The following is a 16,947-nucleotide window of genomic DNA, read 5'->3' on the forward strand; positions in this document are numbered from 1 at the left end:
CCTTACCAGATACTGCGCTCTGTAAACTTGCCGACCAGCCAGTTCGCCGATACGACTAATAAGGCCCCGATTACGTCTTTACACAAGCCCACAGCAGTTGAAAAGCTGTATTCGAAATTTTCCAAGCCGATGCGGTATACATATGTATCGATGATATCGGACACCCCGTATACGGCCGGAGAGTACATCGTAAAGATCTGATCGAAGCCGCCATCCAGAATGTTTCCCAAGCGGAGAATGAACATCATGGAAATAACGGGCAAGAGGCTCGGCAAGGTAATATACAAGCACTGCTTAAACCTTCCTGCCCCGTCTATTTTCGCCGCATCATACATATCGTTGCCGACAGTCGCCAGTGCAGCCAAATAGATGACGCTCCCGTACCCCATTTCTTTCCATACATCGGTTCCAATTAATATCGATACGAATGCGCTGGAATCGGCAAGCGGAACTCCGGTTTTCCAACCAAACAATTTGTATATATATCCATAGATGCCGTAACTCGGAGAGAAGACCTGGAACGAAACCCCGGCGACAACGACCCATGAAAGAAAATGAGGCAGATAGGAAATAGTTTGCAATACTCTTTTAAACTTGGCGCGTACGATTTCATTTAACAATAAGGCAAACAGAATCGGCGCCGGGAAACCGAAAAGAATCTTTAAGAAGCTGATTTTCAACGTATTTTCGATCAATGTCCATATATATGGCGACTCGAACAGCCTATTGAAGTATTTGAGTCCGGCCCAGGGGCTGTGCAAAATTCCGAGCAACGGGTCATATTCTTTGAAAGCAATGATAATGCCATACATCGGGTAGTATTTAAAAATCAAAAAATACACCAAGCCTGGCAGCAACAAAAGAAAAAGGTATTTTTGTTTACCTATTTTCACAATAGGATTTGGGATTGACGCAACAAATTGTTTTACCGTCTTTTCAGTTTGCATTCTTTTCACTCCTTATGGTTATAAGTGTAGCAACGTCCGCTATCCATTTGAATGATATTTTGTGCCTTTTTTCTTGATGTTTTGTGACTGCGGATCATTCCCGAAGAAGCAAAAAAAACGTGATCGGTGCGGAGCCGCAACCTGCTCCTCTTACCGAACACGATTCACTCATCTAGCCTCTATCCCATTCCTTAGGCGTAGTCCCCGTCATCTTTTTAAAGATTCGGCTAAAATGTTCAAAGTTGCTGTATCCGCACTTTTCTGCGATCTCGTACAGTTTATATTTATTGCACGCCATCAATTCCTTTGCTTTATCAAGCCTGATACTGTTCAAATACTCGGGAAATGTCGTCCAAAGTTCCTTTCTGATGAGCCTGCTCAGTTGAGACCTGTTCATCCCTACTTCATCGGCAACGAACTGAAGGGATATATCTTTGAAATAATTATCTCTTACATAAAGAATGACTCTGGAAACCGTATCATTATACGTAATGAACTGCCTGGATATCGTAATCAGCAAGTCTTTCAACCATCTGTTCAGCTGTTTTACCGACCAGGTATCATAGTTATTTTCATCAAACTTATGAATATAACTGCCGCAAACCTCCATCATGCCGTTTACTTCCGCAAATTCATTGATAACGATCGAATATTTTTCAAATAGTCTGACGACCTCGCCATACTCCCTAACATTTACTTCCCCTTCTTCAACGCATAAAATTTCATGTGCATTTCTCAAGATATCCGGATTCAGACTCTTCAATGCGCTCCGAAGATATTCGACCCGTTCCGCAATTTGAATTGACTTTTTTGGAGTGTTCTCAAAAGTATTTACATCGCAAAGCAGTTTTCCCTGTCCATAAATATATTTGGATCGGCACGCACTGCAGGCACTTTGATATAGCTCTTTCAAGCAGGAAGTTTCCCCAGGCATCATACATATACCCGCTGAAATTTTGACCTTCAGATAAGCAAGCAACGCTTCCTTCAAATGATCAAAGACTTGGGTGAATGGATCCACCCCCGAGATTTCATCCATTCCTTTGGCATAACAAACAACCACGAATTCCCCCGAGGATGTATAAAAGCTGTCTGCCGTATAATAGTTGCAAAAAACTTCATCGATGATATTAAGCACCGCAAAGGAAAAAAATGGTTCGTCTCCGTTCCATACGTTTTTCATCAGACTATTGAAATTATCGACACTGAATTGCATGACTCTGCAATAGCCCTTAACAAATTTCACATCTAAAGAGATCAAATCCTTTTTAAGGAGATCCTCATCTTTTATATATCCGCGCACGAACTGATTCAGTAATATACCCTTGATATAATGCCTGTTTTCGAAAAGCTCCTTGCGGCTGAACTCAGTCGAATCCTTTCCAAATGCCCTTTCTTCCTTATCCGAATCAAGTTCCTCTGAAACTTGAATTAAAAGCTTTTTAAAACTATCCGTATCCAACTCGGTTTTTAACATATATTCACTGGAACCCAATTTAAAGGCTTCTCTGACCATGTTGAATTCATTATATGAACTAAGGACAAGGATCTTTGCGTGCGGATAAAGCTCCCGGAAATGGCGAATAAGCTCAAGTCCGTCCATCACCGGCATCTTCATATCCGTTACGAGGATATCAATGTTGGTTGCTCTAGCAATTTCAAGGGCCTCTCTTCCATCGGCGGCTAATCCCGCAAGCTGAAAGCCGGTTTCCTTCCATGGAATCATTGTACTTAAAAGCTCTAGGATTTTCTTATTGTCATCTACCAGTAATATATTTTTCATAGCATCCCCCTTTGGATGTATGTGCTCTCGGGATCGTCTGTTGTATAATTCAGGTTTATGATCGCCTTGGTTCCTCTTCCTGCCGAACTCTCAAACCTCAGACCACACTCTTCTCCAAAATATAACTTAATACGCATATTCACATTCGTTAAACCAATACCATTGTAAGACATTCCATGTTCAGGGTGATTGTTCTTCAACTTTTGAATCGTTTCTTCACTCATTCCCAATCCATTGTCTTCGATAACCAACTGAAGCTGTCCATCCCTGATACGGGAAGAGATACGGATTTCGGGGTCTTTCACATGATCTCCGAAGCCATGCAGGATGGAGTTCTCAACCAGTGGTTGAAGCAGCATGTTCGGGATTAAACACTTATAGGATTGCTCACATACGTCATAAACCACATTGATTTTGTCATTATATAAAACTTTCTGTATGTCTACAAAATCATTAATATTGCATAGTTCCGTTTCAAGGGAAACCATCCGTCCTGCATTTGCCAACGTGCGTTTTAACAATCTCGAAAGCTTTTGAAGCATTTCCGCCGTTTCCTGATCATGATGAGAAACTGCTGAAAGCCTTATTGTAGCTAATACATTGTATAGAAAGTGAGGATTGATCTGATATTGAAGCATGCTGATTTCGGTTTCATTTCTTCTTCTCTCTTCCTTAATCAGTTTGTCCAACAGCTCCTTAAGCTGAACGGCCATGTAATTAAAACTCACCGCAATACTTCCGAATTCATCCCTGGACCTGACATCTAATCTGGCGTCAAAATTCCCGTCCTGCAAATTTTTCATAGCAGCTTTAATTTTCTTAACCGGTCTTGCAACGCTTCTGGACAGAAATAAAGCCGCAACGACCAGAATCGCGAACATCAACACGGAAAGAGCCAAAGTCGCAACAATAATATTATTTGTTTCTCCTATAAAGTCTTTTCTGGGCATGCTCTGGACAATTTTCAAATTCCACTTCGGCAGCGTATAAAAAGTGATTACGGAAGTGTCTCTTCCTTGTTCATCAATGTAATATCCGCTTGCGTTGCTTTCATAAGCCCTTCGGTAATCGGACCGATCCTTTATATTGCTGAATATCTGCAGCTTATCCTGACTTGCCAGAACATTGCCTTCGTTATCCGTAATATAGGATTTCCCGTTTCCGGAACCAATCGTATCATTGATTATGGCGGAAAAGCTTTTGATATCCATAAATAAAAACACGCTTCCCACATCTGTATTTTGATAGGAGTTATAATCCGTAAGCTTTCTGCCGTAACACAGATACAGCCCATCCGTTTCGGAGGAATCATCCGACTTGATCGTTCCTCCGAAATAAAGCGCGCCATCGGCGGCAATCGTATTTTTATAGATGCTATCTCCTTTAAATTTCTTATCGTCAAAACTGCCGTTGCCGTATTTATACACAAGTCTTTCGTCTTTGAATACCGCAAAATCCTTGACCATGTCGTCCTCAAAGAAAATAGCGTCCAGCATCTCTTTCATTTCATGCTCGGCAGGAACTGTTTGGTACGACGTTTTATCAAAGCTGTTGGTTTCCACTACCTTCATAAATTCAGGAGTATAGATAATCAGGTCCATATATTTTTTTACGGTTCGCATCTGAACATCCAGATTTTTCGCCTGCTGCTCCAGAGATTTCAAAACAGCGGCGCTGGTTTTTTCTTCTACTACGGACGAGGAAAGACGGTACGAATAGATTCCCATCGTCACTAACGTCAAAATAAGCAGGCTGCAAAAAAAGATCATCAGTCGAAGGTGAATGCTTCTCAAGCGGCAATCCTCCATATTTTTATGTTCGTTTTAATAGCCCCTTACTCGAGATTTGTATGACCTTCACCGTGCCGTCATCCACATTCACATCCGCTTGGATGACCCCGTCCTCTGTTTCCAGGATCAAGAGGGCTCCGTCGATTCGGCTCACACGCATCTCCTGCTTCCCTTTTTCCTTGGGATACAGAACGGTCAGGAACCCTTCCTTGGCGTCGGCCACGGCACGGATATATTCCATCATGGAGATCCCATCATGCCCGCTGTCGAAGAACTGTGTGGAACGCCCCTTCTCCAACCGAAGGGAGTTTAACGAAGTAACGAACACCGTTTCCAGATCCATGGAATAGGCTCCCTCCGAGTGGACCCGGCCGGCTTCAACCCTGCTATTCACAGATGCCACCGGCAGACTGAAGAGTACCTGTCCCTCGAAATCCTCCAAGGTGTCACGGATAATGTAAAGATCCGGGTCCTTAATATAAGTCACATGCCGGATGTGACGGCCGTTGCCTTCGGGATTGCCGATCTCAATCGTAATGCTCTCCACGTCATCGCCGAGCTTGATATCCAGCACTTTGCTGTTTCGCGGAACGTCCACCCAGCCCCGCTCCAGACTGTAGGTCCCCGCCGACAAGTTGATGGGTCCGCCGGTATCCTTCGCTATGCCGGTCTGTCGGGTGGCAAATTGCACGCAAGCGTGAGAGTATGAACTGATATGCCAGCTGGTGCTGCTGTCGAAGTAGCCTTCAATGCCGGAATCCATTACCAGCGGGATGGAATTCTTATACAGAATGAAGGAGCCTTGGTCCAGATGGCCGTGGGCGACAGGCTTGGGACTCGACATGATGGCGAAGTAGCTCTGGTCTCTCTGCCCGGGGTTTTTCCGGAAAATATAAATGCCCGCATCCGGATAATCTCCGGTCGAACGAAGTGCAAGAGGCTTAAACGGAAGGTAGGAATCCCCTTGGCCCATAATATTCTCCAGAATGATGCTTTCTCCCCACAGCCTCTTGAAGGGCTTCCCGGAGGCTGCCCAGGTATAGTACATCCGGTCGGCCAGGTCCCGGTCCATCTTGGCAATATCGGTGAGATAAGTGGCGAAGTAGCCGAATTCCCCGCCGCCGCCCAAAGCATGGTCGCCGAAGGGAGGGGTTCCGACCCGGCCCTCGAAGAACGCATAGCCCGGTGTCTGCATCTCAATGCTGTAACCGAACATTCTCGCAAGCGGCGTCGTCTCAAACCAATTCTCACCCATCACATTGTCCACGGCCTTCGCATAACCCGCGAAACGCTCCAGCGCTGCATGGTGGTACCTGATGGACTCCGGCCATGATGAGTCCGGATTCACGTTCAGCTCCAGCTGGGCCTTCAGAATCATGTCCGCATTGTTCAACCACGTATGGCGGTTGGGGAAGTCGGGCAGCGCCATCATCATAAGTCCGGTGCCCGCGCACATGTCCGTCTGCCAATTACTGCAGCCCTTCTGCGCTTCATATGGCGTCCACTCCGTCCTGTCTCGCAGGTCAAGCATATATCGGAGCATGTATTCCACCATGGCGTAGAACCGCGCCTTCTCCTCCGGAGAGAATACGCCCGCCTCCCGGATGAAGGAATAGCTGACGGCTATGGCGCTGAGCAGTCTTCCGCCTTGTACCGCGCCATACGAATCGTTTCCTTCCGGGCGCAGGTTCGTTACCAGCCAGTGCTCCGCGCCCTGGCAGAAATCATTCAGAATATAGAGGATCGCCAGCTTCACCTTTCGGGCGTAATCGATTTCCTTAGTAAATGCATATTGTATGGCATCGCATTGCATGGCAAGCTGAAAGCGGCCGCCCGGTATGGAGGATTTTCGGTTGAACCAATATTCATTTTGGCCCACCGTGTTCCCCGACTCATCCTTATAGGTGATGAGTGTCTTCAGGCCTTTCTTCAGCTTGCCGTCCAGCTTAGCCTCGAAGGTCAAGGTGTAACCGACGCCGCTATCCACGCGGAATTCCTTCGTATAGGTCCAGGCCCCCTCATCCGTACCTGTCGGATTGCTGATATACAGCGAGTGCTTGGCGCCCCCTTCCTTATCCTTCACCATGATCTGGGAGGAAGGGTTGGCCGTTTCCAGGGCTTGGCGGTCTCCGCCGCCGCAATACGGATAGACGTCCTCCCACTTCAGGACAGGATTCCCCCGGAGCGCCTGCGGCTCCCAGAAGAGAGGGGTTTTCTCCCCTTCGTCGAAGCCCGGGTTCAGGATCTTAAGGCTGCCGCCGCTGGCCGACAGGATCTCCAGATTATCGATCCATACGTGTCCCAGCCCGTCTTCTTCATTCTCTTCGGCAGGCAAAATGAACGAGATTGCCGCCTTCACCGCCCCCTCAGGCGCTTTGAAGTTTACGATCTTGTCTGTGGAGCTCCAAAGATAGAAACGATCGTTCAACGCGTTATAATCCGCTTGACCGCCGGGGATCAGGGAAACGGCCTGCTCCAGATAGTCCAAGGAGTAATGCTCCGCTATTCGGGCAATCTTCCCGTATTGCTCCTTCACCAGCGGATCCGCCGCAACTGTGGCCTTCACCTGCTCCAGTGCAGCTTCGGTCAGATAAAGGGAAGTTGATGGTTCCAGATCGGTACGCAGCACCCTGGAGTGCCGGAACTCCCGAAGGCGGTTGAAGCATTCGACAGTGGCAAGCGCCAGAGTCTCGTCGTCGTCCAAACGCTCCAACGCCGTCTCCGCCTCTTTCAACGACAGCTTCAACCGGACAGCAGCATTCGGAGCATAACACCCTACCTCCGTTCCGGTCCTGGCCTGCTCCAGCACATCCTTGGCCTTGCCGACGGCCGAGAGGGCTCTCTCCTTCAGCCGCCCCAAGCCCCCGGCCATGACATCCTGCTGCTCGAACCACTCCAAGGCCGGCTCCAAGCCGTAATAGGTATAGACCGTCTGCTCCCGGTCGAAGGGAGGCACCATTGTAAACCGCTTGGTGGCGAACAGAACCCCTTCTTCCTCCCTTGGGACAACAAATTGGCGGTTCCGTACAAAGGGCAGGCGACTGTCCCCCGCCAATGTATTCTTGGCCGCCTGGACCATATCGGCCAGCGCCAGCTTGGCCCCGTCCGTGAAGTAACATCCCCTTGCTTCTATCAGAGCCTCCGCCCGGTTCACCAGAGACTGCAATTTTTCTTTTTCGGCAGATATGGCGTTCATTTCTCTATCCCTCCTTTGGATTGAAGCATCCTTCTAACGGATCATTACTTGCAAACGTTCACCTTCCGCAGCCGCCATACATGGCTCGTGAAATCTTTGCGCATATCTTTTAATCATAAACCCGTTTTCCCCTCTATCATTTGCTTATTTTATTAAATTTCGGTGTGTATTTTAGTAAAGGCTCGCAATTGAAAACCATGCAGCCCGCCCGTTGACCAGGCTGGGCTGCATGTTTCATTGCTTCGTATATTTAGCCTACAATCTGCCATTGTTGGTTCGTGCTGTTGGTGTCGCTCCATTGGCCTAGATCGGCACCGCCCGTCGTGCGGCCCATCCCGTCCAGAAATAACCCGGTTGCTCGGTTTTGGAACCGCACTTGGTTGCCGGCTATCAAGATGGACCATTGCTGGTTATTGCTGGTGCTGCTGCTCCATTGTCCGGCAGCGGAGCCGCCCGTCGTGCGGCCTAACCCGTCCAAATATAATCCGGTCGCAACATTCTTAAATCGCACATAGTTCCCGTTAGTTTCCTCAATCCACCGCTGATTTGCGCTGGTGCTGTCGCTCCATTGTCCGGCAGCGGAGCCATTGGCAGTGCGGCCCATCCCATCGATATACAAGCCGGTGGCGGCGTTTTTGAATCTGACCGAAGCAGTCCCCAAAGTTCCTCCCGTAGCTGCAGATACGGCAGAGGATTTCGATCCTCCGGCTACTTCTACCTGATAATAGTAATTCGTATCAGGGGTCAAGGTTGTATCGCGATATAATGTCGCTGCAGTAGGGGCGCTGCTAATCTTTACAAAAGTGCCATTCGGATCTGTGGATCGGTAGATGTTATACCCCAGCGCACCCGGCACGCCCGACCAGCTTAAGTAGATCGTATTCGCACCCGCCGCCGTTGCCGTCAATCCCGTTATCGAGCCTAACGTGATTTTGTTGCTCAAGCCGACCGTCTTTGCCGCATCCGGCGTATACAGCAGCATCGCAAGCGGATAATCCTTTGGCGCAACCTCCGGCATTCTTGTTTCGTAGGCATAGGCCAAGTACTTGTATTTCTCTTGGCTCATATCCACTTGTTGGATATATTTATAATAGTTATATAAAACACTGTAGAACGCATCGATTCTGCCTCTGCCATCTGCGTTGATCGTATCAAAATATTGAATCGTACTGCTTTGGTTTGCCCATGCAGGCGTCCATAAAACATTGTAACCCAGATGATACTTGAGCAGATAAGTAGTTCCTGCCAGCAGCCGGTCGTCCAGGAAGTTGAACATATTCACCGCATTGGAAGCCGCAGACATCGCTCCGCTTGCCGGGTCAACCTTCGTGCCTTGGGCATAGATGGTTTGCGCCAATGTAGACAGTCCGGCGACATCGGCGTAGGAATGCCCTACATCACGCCCCATTTCGATGGCCTGCACATGGTAATCCGCCGGAGCCAATGCCGCTCCTGTTCGCTCATTTTGCGTCATCCACCGCATCTGATGCTTAATGGAACCGTTTTTCCCTCCTTGATCCCCTGCCGAGTTCACGGTTGTTGCTTCTACAGCCTCGGCATACAGCTTCATATCATTGGTAAAGATCGCTCTTCCCATCGTTCCCATCACAGCGAACTGATGCTGATTCATAAACATGGTATGCGTATTATACGTAACCGAAACAAGATTCATCGCATTGGCAAGGTTCGCCGTATCCGTTGCCGTCCATTTCAGACTCTGCGTAGGCGTATCGGAATAGCGCAAGATTTCCGCTGCTGCCGAGAGAAAATAACTCATTGTAGCAAAACGGAAGTTCACATGGGTAACGCAATCTTGAATGGCGGAATACTTTCTGATGATATCCATGGCATTGGAACGATACGTTTCATCGCCGGTGATATACCACATGATTGCCTGCATGAATGCGGTTTCAGAATCGGTATTGGCACGTGTTCCTACATATTCGCTGGGATTACTGTAATACTTCATCGTCTCGGGGTCGGTAAACCCCCATGGCCCTTGGATGTGCCGGAATATATAACTGTTTTCATAATAGATTCTTGGTGTCTTACTGGATTGGGAGTCGGCGGCAAAGGCATTAAAAGCCGTGTTCCAAGGCTCATCCCCCGCCCTTACATGATCGCGCATGTTATCCAAATCCGCCAGATTCATCGCGATTCCGGGGTGGTGGATGGTTCCCGTTATCGTGTTCCCATTGGAATCTATGTAGGAAACATTGGCGTCCACATTGACTACCTGTGGTTTGTAAGGAGTAATCAGCGGTGAAACAGCCGCTTTCGCAGTCTCGATGCTCCCAAGCCCGATAAAGCTCATCATGACCAACGTCAAACAAAGAATACTGGATAGAACTTTCTGTAAACGCTTTCTAAACATTTAATTACCTCCGTTTTTTTGCGAATTTGGATAAATGTATCATTTCACTCCTTATATAATTAGGAGGAAGGCGCTAAGGCCTTCCTCCCGAATATAATTGTTCTTACTGGACGCTTGATTGATCATGCGGCACTGTTACCGTTGCCGTCCTGACCGTTTTGTTGCCTGCTTTATCGGTAGCTGTGTACGTGATAGTGTAGATGCTTCCTTTTTCCGCACGAACACTGAATGAAGTGGCGGCTGTGCCGAAATGGGCCTGAATGTCGCCGCCTCTGCCGCTATCCGGCAGATTGCTGGTAATGGAGGTCAACACCACCGATTCGATCCCTGAACCGTCGTCGCTCGGAAGCAGAGTGGCATGGATCGGCACCATCATATGATTCGGCGGCCAAATCGACGTCTTGTCAAGCTGGACGGATAATACAGGGGCTATCTTATCCACTTTGAACTCAATCGTTTTGAGTTGTTCCACGTTGCCGGCTTCATCCTTGCTGCGGAAACCAACTTTATAAGTCCCATCGCCAAAGGCGGGAACGGATCCGTTGTAAACCGTCCAGTCACCGTCATTGATCTGGTACTCCGTTGTCACCGCTCCTCCATACACACTGGCGTACACCGACAGACTTACGGTTACGTCCGTCGTGTACCAGCTGTTCTTACCGTTGGGCTGGGCAGGGCTTACTGTTGCTGTGGTGACAGGAGCGGTCTTCCAAATGTTGCTTACAACGGCGCTGGTTACATTCGATACGTTGCCTACGGCATCCGTTCCTCTTGCATATACGGTATCATTGTCCTGGACAACAACAGGACCCGTATAAACGTTCCAAATGCCGCTATCGCCCGTTTTGTACTCCTTCACCGTTGCATCTTCCGGATAGGTAATCGTTACGGTAACACCTTGATTGGTCGGATCTGTGGTATCCACTGCCAAGGTCGCTTCAGCCGGTGCTATACGGTCGATGTTGACAACCGCATATTGGGTAACGTTAGAGACATTGCCGGCGGCATCTTTCCCTCTTGCAAAAACCGTACTGTTGTCGGTGATTACCACTGGAGCGCCGTAAGCGGTCCAAACGCCGGTCTCACCTACCTTGAACTCCTTCACTGCAGCATCGGCCGGATAGCTGATTGTTACAATAACATCCTGATTAGTCGGCTCCGTAATGTCGGCAGACAAAACGGCGTCTGCAGGCGGCAGCCTGTCGATATTGCTGACGGTATAGTGGGTCACATTTGAACCATTCCCCACAAAGTCCTTGCTCTGAGCATAGACAGTAACATTGTCGGTTACGGTGACAGGTGAAGCGTACGCTGTCCATGTGCCGCTAACCCCGATTTTGTACTCCTTGACCACTGCGTTGCCCGGATAGCTGATCGTCAAGGTAACATTGCCGTTGGTCGGGTTTGTAACGTCCGCGGTGAAGACGGCATCCGAAGGTGCGGTCTTGTAAATGTTGCTGACCGTGTAGCTTGACACGTCCGAGATGTTGCCTGCGGCATCCGCACTTCTTGCGTACACCGTTGTATTTTCGGAAACTGTTACAGGAGCCGTGTACGCTGTCCATACGCCGTTATCGCCCATTTTGTACTCCATCACCGCCGCGTCAAGCGGATAGTAGATGGTCACATGAACATCCTGGTTGGTCGGCACGGTAATATCTGCATACAAGCCGGCCACAACAGGCGGAGTAGTATCAGCGGTGCTTACAGTGACCGTGTGCTGCTGCTCCACATTGCCTGCCCAGTCTACACTCCAATAGACCAACGTATGCGTTCCCTCAGCGGTTAATGTTACCGTTTTACCGGTTTGCTGCGTGCCGCCGTCAAGGATGTAATAAGTTGCCGCAACACCTGAGCTGTTATCTACGGCATTGAGGTTTACCGTATTACCAGTGATGACCGAACCCTGGGGCACATCATCCGTTGTTGCCGGAGGCGTCACGTCCGCCGGTTTCACTGCACCATGGAATCTCACTTCATTCATACTTCCAAACCAAGCGTTTGGATTGACAATTTTGATGTAACGGTACGGTACTTTACTGCTGACCGCAAGGGTTTGCCAATTCGGTGTAGATACCGCCGCTTTGGTGAGTGTCGTCCAGGTTGAATTATCGTTGGAGCCTTGGATCACTGCACCATTGATTCTTGTATAATATTGATCTTGTCTTGCGAGCAGCTCTACACTCGTTAGCGTAGCTTGATTGCCGGCCTTAAAGTCGAAGATGATGTAGCTTCCGTTACCGGAGTTGTTGCTTCCAATACGGAAATCCGAACCCGTGCTTGCATTGCTGTCGAACAAAGCATTCACCTGCTGCAGGGTTGTTGCTGCCGATCTTCCTGAAGTGGAATCAATTAAATTCGCGATACTGGTGACATTTTTAATCACATCCGACTCATCAACAAGGTAAAGAGAAGTGTTGTCTGTTGTTTGAGTAGCCGGATACCCTGCCGTTCCGTCTTGTTTATTGTAATTAATGGTGAATATCACCGGCCCTGAAGCCACGCCTTGATTCAAGGTGGCCGTAGCTGTCCAGTTGATATTGTCAGTGGAAGATACGGCTGCCTCTTGGCCTTGAATCGCGACTTTTACGTCTTTAATGGGCTCTTTGGCTACAATCGCCAGTTTTACTGTGTTGCCGGGCACGATCCTGTTCACGATGCTTTGAGCTGAACTGATCGAAGCCGATTGGATTCTGAGCAGAGATTCAACTTTACCATGGAATCTCACCTCGGCCATATTGCCAAACCACGCATTGCCATTATAAATACGGATATACCGATAAGGGACATTACCGTTGACCGACATGGTCTGCCAATTCGGTGTAGATACCGCCGCAGCAGTGAGAGTCGTCCAGGTCGTATTATCGTTGGAGCCCTGAACCACTGTTCCGCTTATTCGAGCGACTTGATCTTGTCTGGCAAGCAGTTCTACATTCGAAAGGGTAACTTGATTGCCTTCCTTAAAGTCAAAGGTAATATAGCTTCCGTTACCGGAGTTGTTACTTCCAATACGGAAGTCGGAAGCTGTGTTTGCATTGCTGTCAAACAAAGCATTCACCTGCTGCAGGGTCGTTGCTGCCGATCTTCCCGAAGTAGAATCAATTAAATTCGCGATACTCGTCACATTTTTAATGAGATCCGACTCGTCTACAAGGAACAGAGTGGAGTTATCTGTAGTAGAGTGAATCGGGAATCCGACTGCTCCATCCTGCTGGTTGTAAGTAATGGCGAAATTTACTGGGCCTGTTGCAGCGCCTTGATTCAAGGTCGCTTCTGCGGTCCAGTTGATATTGTCCGTCGAAGTAACCGTCGCAGCCAGGCCTTGAATCGCGACCTTAACGTTATTGATCTCTTCCTTGGATGTGAAGGTCAATTTGGCCGTGTTACCCGGAACAATCCTGCCTTTGACGCTCTGAGCCGAACTGATCGAAGACGACGCGATCTTGCTCAGGGACTTCACAACGCCATGGAATCTTACCTCCGCCATATTCCCGAACCAGGCGTTCCCATTGATGATTCGGATATACCGGTAAGGCTGATTGTCGTTAACAGGTAAAATTTGCCAATCCTTCGTGGACACAGCACCCGAAGAGATGGTTTTCCAGGTTGTATTGTCATTGGAGCCTTGAATGACCGCGCCATTGATTCGGGTATAGTATCCGTCCTGCCTTGCCAGCAGCTCCACATACTTCAATTGGGCATAGCTGCCTTGCCCGAAGTCGAATTGGACCCACGAATCGGCTCCGTTGCCGTTCAGGCGGTAATCGGTCGATGATGCAGGATTGTTATCGAACAAAACGTTCGCCGTTGCAATAGCGTCTGCCGGCGATCTGCCGTTGGAATCGGTAACCGCAGCGATGGACGTCACATTTGGGATGACATCCGATTCATCCACCAGAATCAAGCGAGACCCGTCGGTTACGAACATCGTTTCCGGGGCATCGGTCCCTTCCGCCGTCTGATAATGAAGCTTGAATGTCACATTCCCCGGCGACGTCCCCTGCTGCATGACCGCTTCGGCCGTCCAGTTCAGGCCATCCTCCGAATGAACGGTCGCGGGTACACCCTGAATCGTAACCTTCACGTTCTGAATGGCTTCCGTCGATTGGAAGGACAATTTCGCTGTGTCTCCCATGACGATCCGCCCTCCGATGACCTGATCCGAACCGACGGAGACCGATGCGATCTTGTTGATGACCTCGTGACGCTTCCCGAAGATATGGAACTCGGACAATTCAATGAAGGGAGCGTCGTACGGTTTTTGAATCATTTCGATCTTCAGAAAACGGAATGGCTCATTCTGGAGCTCTGGCGACACCGCCAACATATTCATGGCTGTCGAAACGGGGGTCACTCCCGGCGTCAACCGGGTCCAGTTTTCTTTGTCGTTGGATCCGTATATGGTAATGCCGCCGCCGCGTTCAGGAAATCCTCCTCGTGCCTGAATCCCGAACGCACTGGCCGAAACCCGAAAATTGGGCCCCATGTCCATATCAACGTCCCTACCGGACGAGCTCGGGTCATTATCCATGTAAGTTCCCGTATTGAAGCCCCCAGACAAGAACATCCCCTGATAATTGATGCTGCCGTCGCCCAGCAACGGCGTGGTTAACTGAAGTCCTTGCACGACGCCATGCAGAACCGCCAGCTTCTGATAGAATTCGGCGTCCGTTGCAGTATTCATAACGCTCATGATTTCGTTGTATGCTTGTTTATACGTATCGAGCGTGGCCCAGATATAATCCTTATTGGCGTCATAAGACGCAATGACGGCACCTACCGCCGACTGCCGATCATTGGCGACGGTCACCGTGACATCCCTTGTGGATACCGTTATGCCGTCGGAAGCTTCCACGCTGAAGGCATACGTTCCGGCTTGCGCCGGTTTCCAGGAAAATGTGCCGGTGCTTGTATCGAACACGGCGCCTTCGGGCGCACCCGCGATCCGATAGGTCACAACATCGGACGTGCCTGCGTCCGTTGCCGAGAAATCTAAATGGAGCGCCGCCTCGGACCCAACATAGGTAAACAGGTTCAAAGGGGTATTTCCTTCATTAAACACCGGCGGCGTCAGTTCATTGGCCGCGTTGACATTGATATGGTCGATATCGACCGTCGTTCCGTTGCCTATAACCGTGAAATAACTCAGGGTCCAGAGCCCACCGCCTTCAGAATATACATATCTCCATTGCCCCTGGGTATCCGGCAACGTGATCGTTTGGCCCGAGGCTGCCAGCTTCGCCGCACCGTTGGTCCGAATCTTGTATCCGAGCACGCTCGAACCGCTGCCGGATTCAACCAAAGCGATTTTGCTGCCGGATTCCGTGGCCTGGATGCGGACGAAGGAAACATCGCCCTCTTGCATGGCGGTCGAGTTGCCGTCCAAGTTGGTGAACCGATCCTCGACCTCCTTCCAATTCGGATTCGGGTTCACCTTCGGGAGATGGGCCGTTCCTTCGGCCTCGGCAGCCCTGGGGATGTACAGCCAATATTCCCCTCCGGAATCCCGTGATGCCCAACTGTAATCCGTCCTCTTGTTGAACATCTCCGTGTAGTAGGGAGCAACTTGCTCCATGTCCAAGCCTTGCTCATATTTATAGTAATAGTACAGATCGTAGGCATTGCCGCCGATTCTTCCCCGATATCCGGTATTCAATACCTGGTAAATGACCGGGCTGCCATCCTCGCGCATACGCGCCTCTGTCGGGATCCAAGGCGTATCATAGCCGTTCATATACCGGGCAAAGTAGTCGGTACCCGCCAGAATACGTTTGCCGAGAAAATCGTACGTAGTAACCGCATTCGCTGCAGTGGAAACCGTACCGTCAACCGGATCCACCTTGGTTCCCTGGGCCTGCAACAGACGCGATATAATGGAGACATTGATGACGTCGCCGGTGCTGTGAGCCTGGTCCCTGCCCATCTCCGTTATCTGCACCTGCGGGTTATCTACCTTCTCGCCTGTCGCCGCATTCGTATCGACCAACCGGAACAATCTCAGGATGGAACCGTTTATGTGCTGGTCTAGAGCCGTCTTATTCACTGTGAACCACTCTACGGCCTCGCGATAGCGCTCCACATTGCCGGTGAAGATATATCCGGAGATGGATCCGACGAGCGGATACAGATGCTGGTTCATGAAGCGGCCATTCGTATGATTGAAGGTATCGGTGACCGGAACGATCACATTATTCGTGAGCTTGGCCGTATCCTGGTCTGTCCATGCCAGTTCCGGCGTCTGCGTGCTGGTATACCTCATGATCTCCGCGGCGGTAACCATCCGGTAGAGCGGGATACCCGTATGGATGTGCGCATCGGTAAAATACGCGTAATCCGCAGGGTTCTTCTGCTCCCATTTCCGGATAATATACATCGCATTGGCCCGATAAACCTCATCGCCCGTAATCACATACATAAGAGCCTGCGTATACGCTGTTAAGCCATCCCATATAAATTTTTCGTTATAGCCCTGGCTGCACCAACAGCCTTCGGAAAATTTGGACGAGACCGTCTTGGTTGCAAGCGGGACTCCCCACGGGTCAGTCGACGTGGCCATCTGGTTGAAATAGGTTTTCCAAGGCTCCTTATTCGCCCGTATTTGAGTTTGCAAATTCTCGAGTGTTTCCTTGGTCAGCCCGATACCCGGATGTTTGAATCCGCTTTCATCCATGGTTTCATAAATCGTTGGCACATAATCCGTCATGAGCGATGGTGAGGCCGTTTCCGCCGCCGCAGTTCCTGCCGTCAGAGGCAGGAACATGACGGTCATGCTCGCGATAACGAGGATGGATAGGTATTGTTTCAATTTTAGACGAAAACTAGTATGATGCACCTTCATCTGAACTCCCCCATTCCAA

General features: G+C 49.5%; 6 protein-coding genes. All 6 read right to left on the reverse strand.

Annotated features, from left to right (window positions below; all coding sequences use genetic code 11):
- Positions 1–2: 2 nt before the first annotated feature.
- The 6 genes from QFZ77_RS37445 to QFZ77_RS37470 all read right to left on the reverse strand — a co-directional run bounded on the left by QFZ77_RS37445 (position 3) and on the right by QFZ77_RS37470 (position 16,928).
- Positions 3–947 carry an ABC transporter permease gene (locus tag QFZ77_RS37445; RefSeq protein WP_307449008.1) on the reverse strand — a complete coding sequence of 315 codons (945 nt, stop codon included), beginning with the start codon at positions 945–947 and terminating at the stop codon, positions 3–5.
- A gap of 172 nt (positions 948–1,119) precedes the next feature.
- On the reverse strand, positions 1,120–2,730 hold the full coding sequence (locus QFZ77_RS37450; RefSeq protein WP_307449013.1) for a response regulator transcription factor: 1,611 nt from the start codon (positions 2,728–2,730) through the stop codon (positions 1,120–1,122).
- Positions 2,727–4,523: a sensor histidine kinase gene (locus QFZ77_RS37455; RefSeq protein WP_307449017.1), complete on the reverse strand. Its 1,797-nt coding sequence runs from the start codon at positions 4,521–4,523 to the stop codon at positions 2,727–2,729. Before QFZ77_RS37455 ends, QFZ77_RS37450 begins: the two co-directional genes overlap by 4 nt.
- Before the next feature lie 19 nt (positions 4,524–4,542).
- Positions 4,543–7,716, reverse strand: a complete 3,174-nt coding sequence (locus QFZ77_RS37460; RefSeq protein WP_307449020.1) for a heparinase II/III domain-containing protein — start codon at positions 7,714–7,716, stop codon at positions 4,543–4,545.
- Between the two features lie 250 nt (positions 7,717–7,966).
- Positions 7,967–10,090 (reverse strand): RICIN domain-containing protein, encoded by a 2,124-nt coding sequence (locus QFZ77_RS37465; protein ID WP_307449023.1) that lies wholly within the window; start codon positions 10,088–10,090, stop codon positions 7,967–7,969.
- A gap of 103 nt (positions 10,091–10,193) precedes the next feature.
- The gene (locus QFZ77_RS37470; protein ID WP_307449026.1) at positions 10,194–16,928 is read right to left on the reverse strand and encodes an OmpL47-type beta-barrel domain-containing protein; all 6,735 of its coding nucleotides are present in this window, start codon (positions 16,926–16,928) and stop codon (positions 10,194–10,196) included.
- Between the last annotated feature and the right edge of the window lie 19 nt (positions 16,929–16,947).

The sequence above is a fragment of the Paenibacillus sp. V4I3 genome (genome assembly GCF_030817215.1).
GTDB lineage: Bacteria > Bacillota > Bacilli > Paenibacillales > NBRC-103111 > Paenibacillus_E.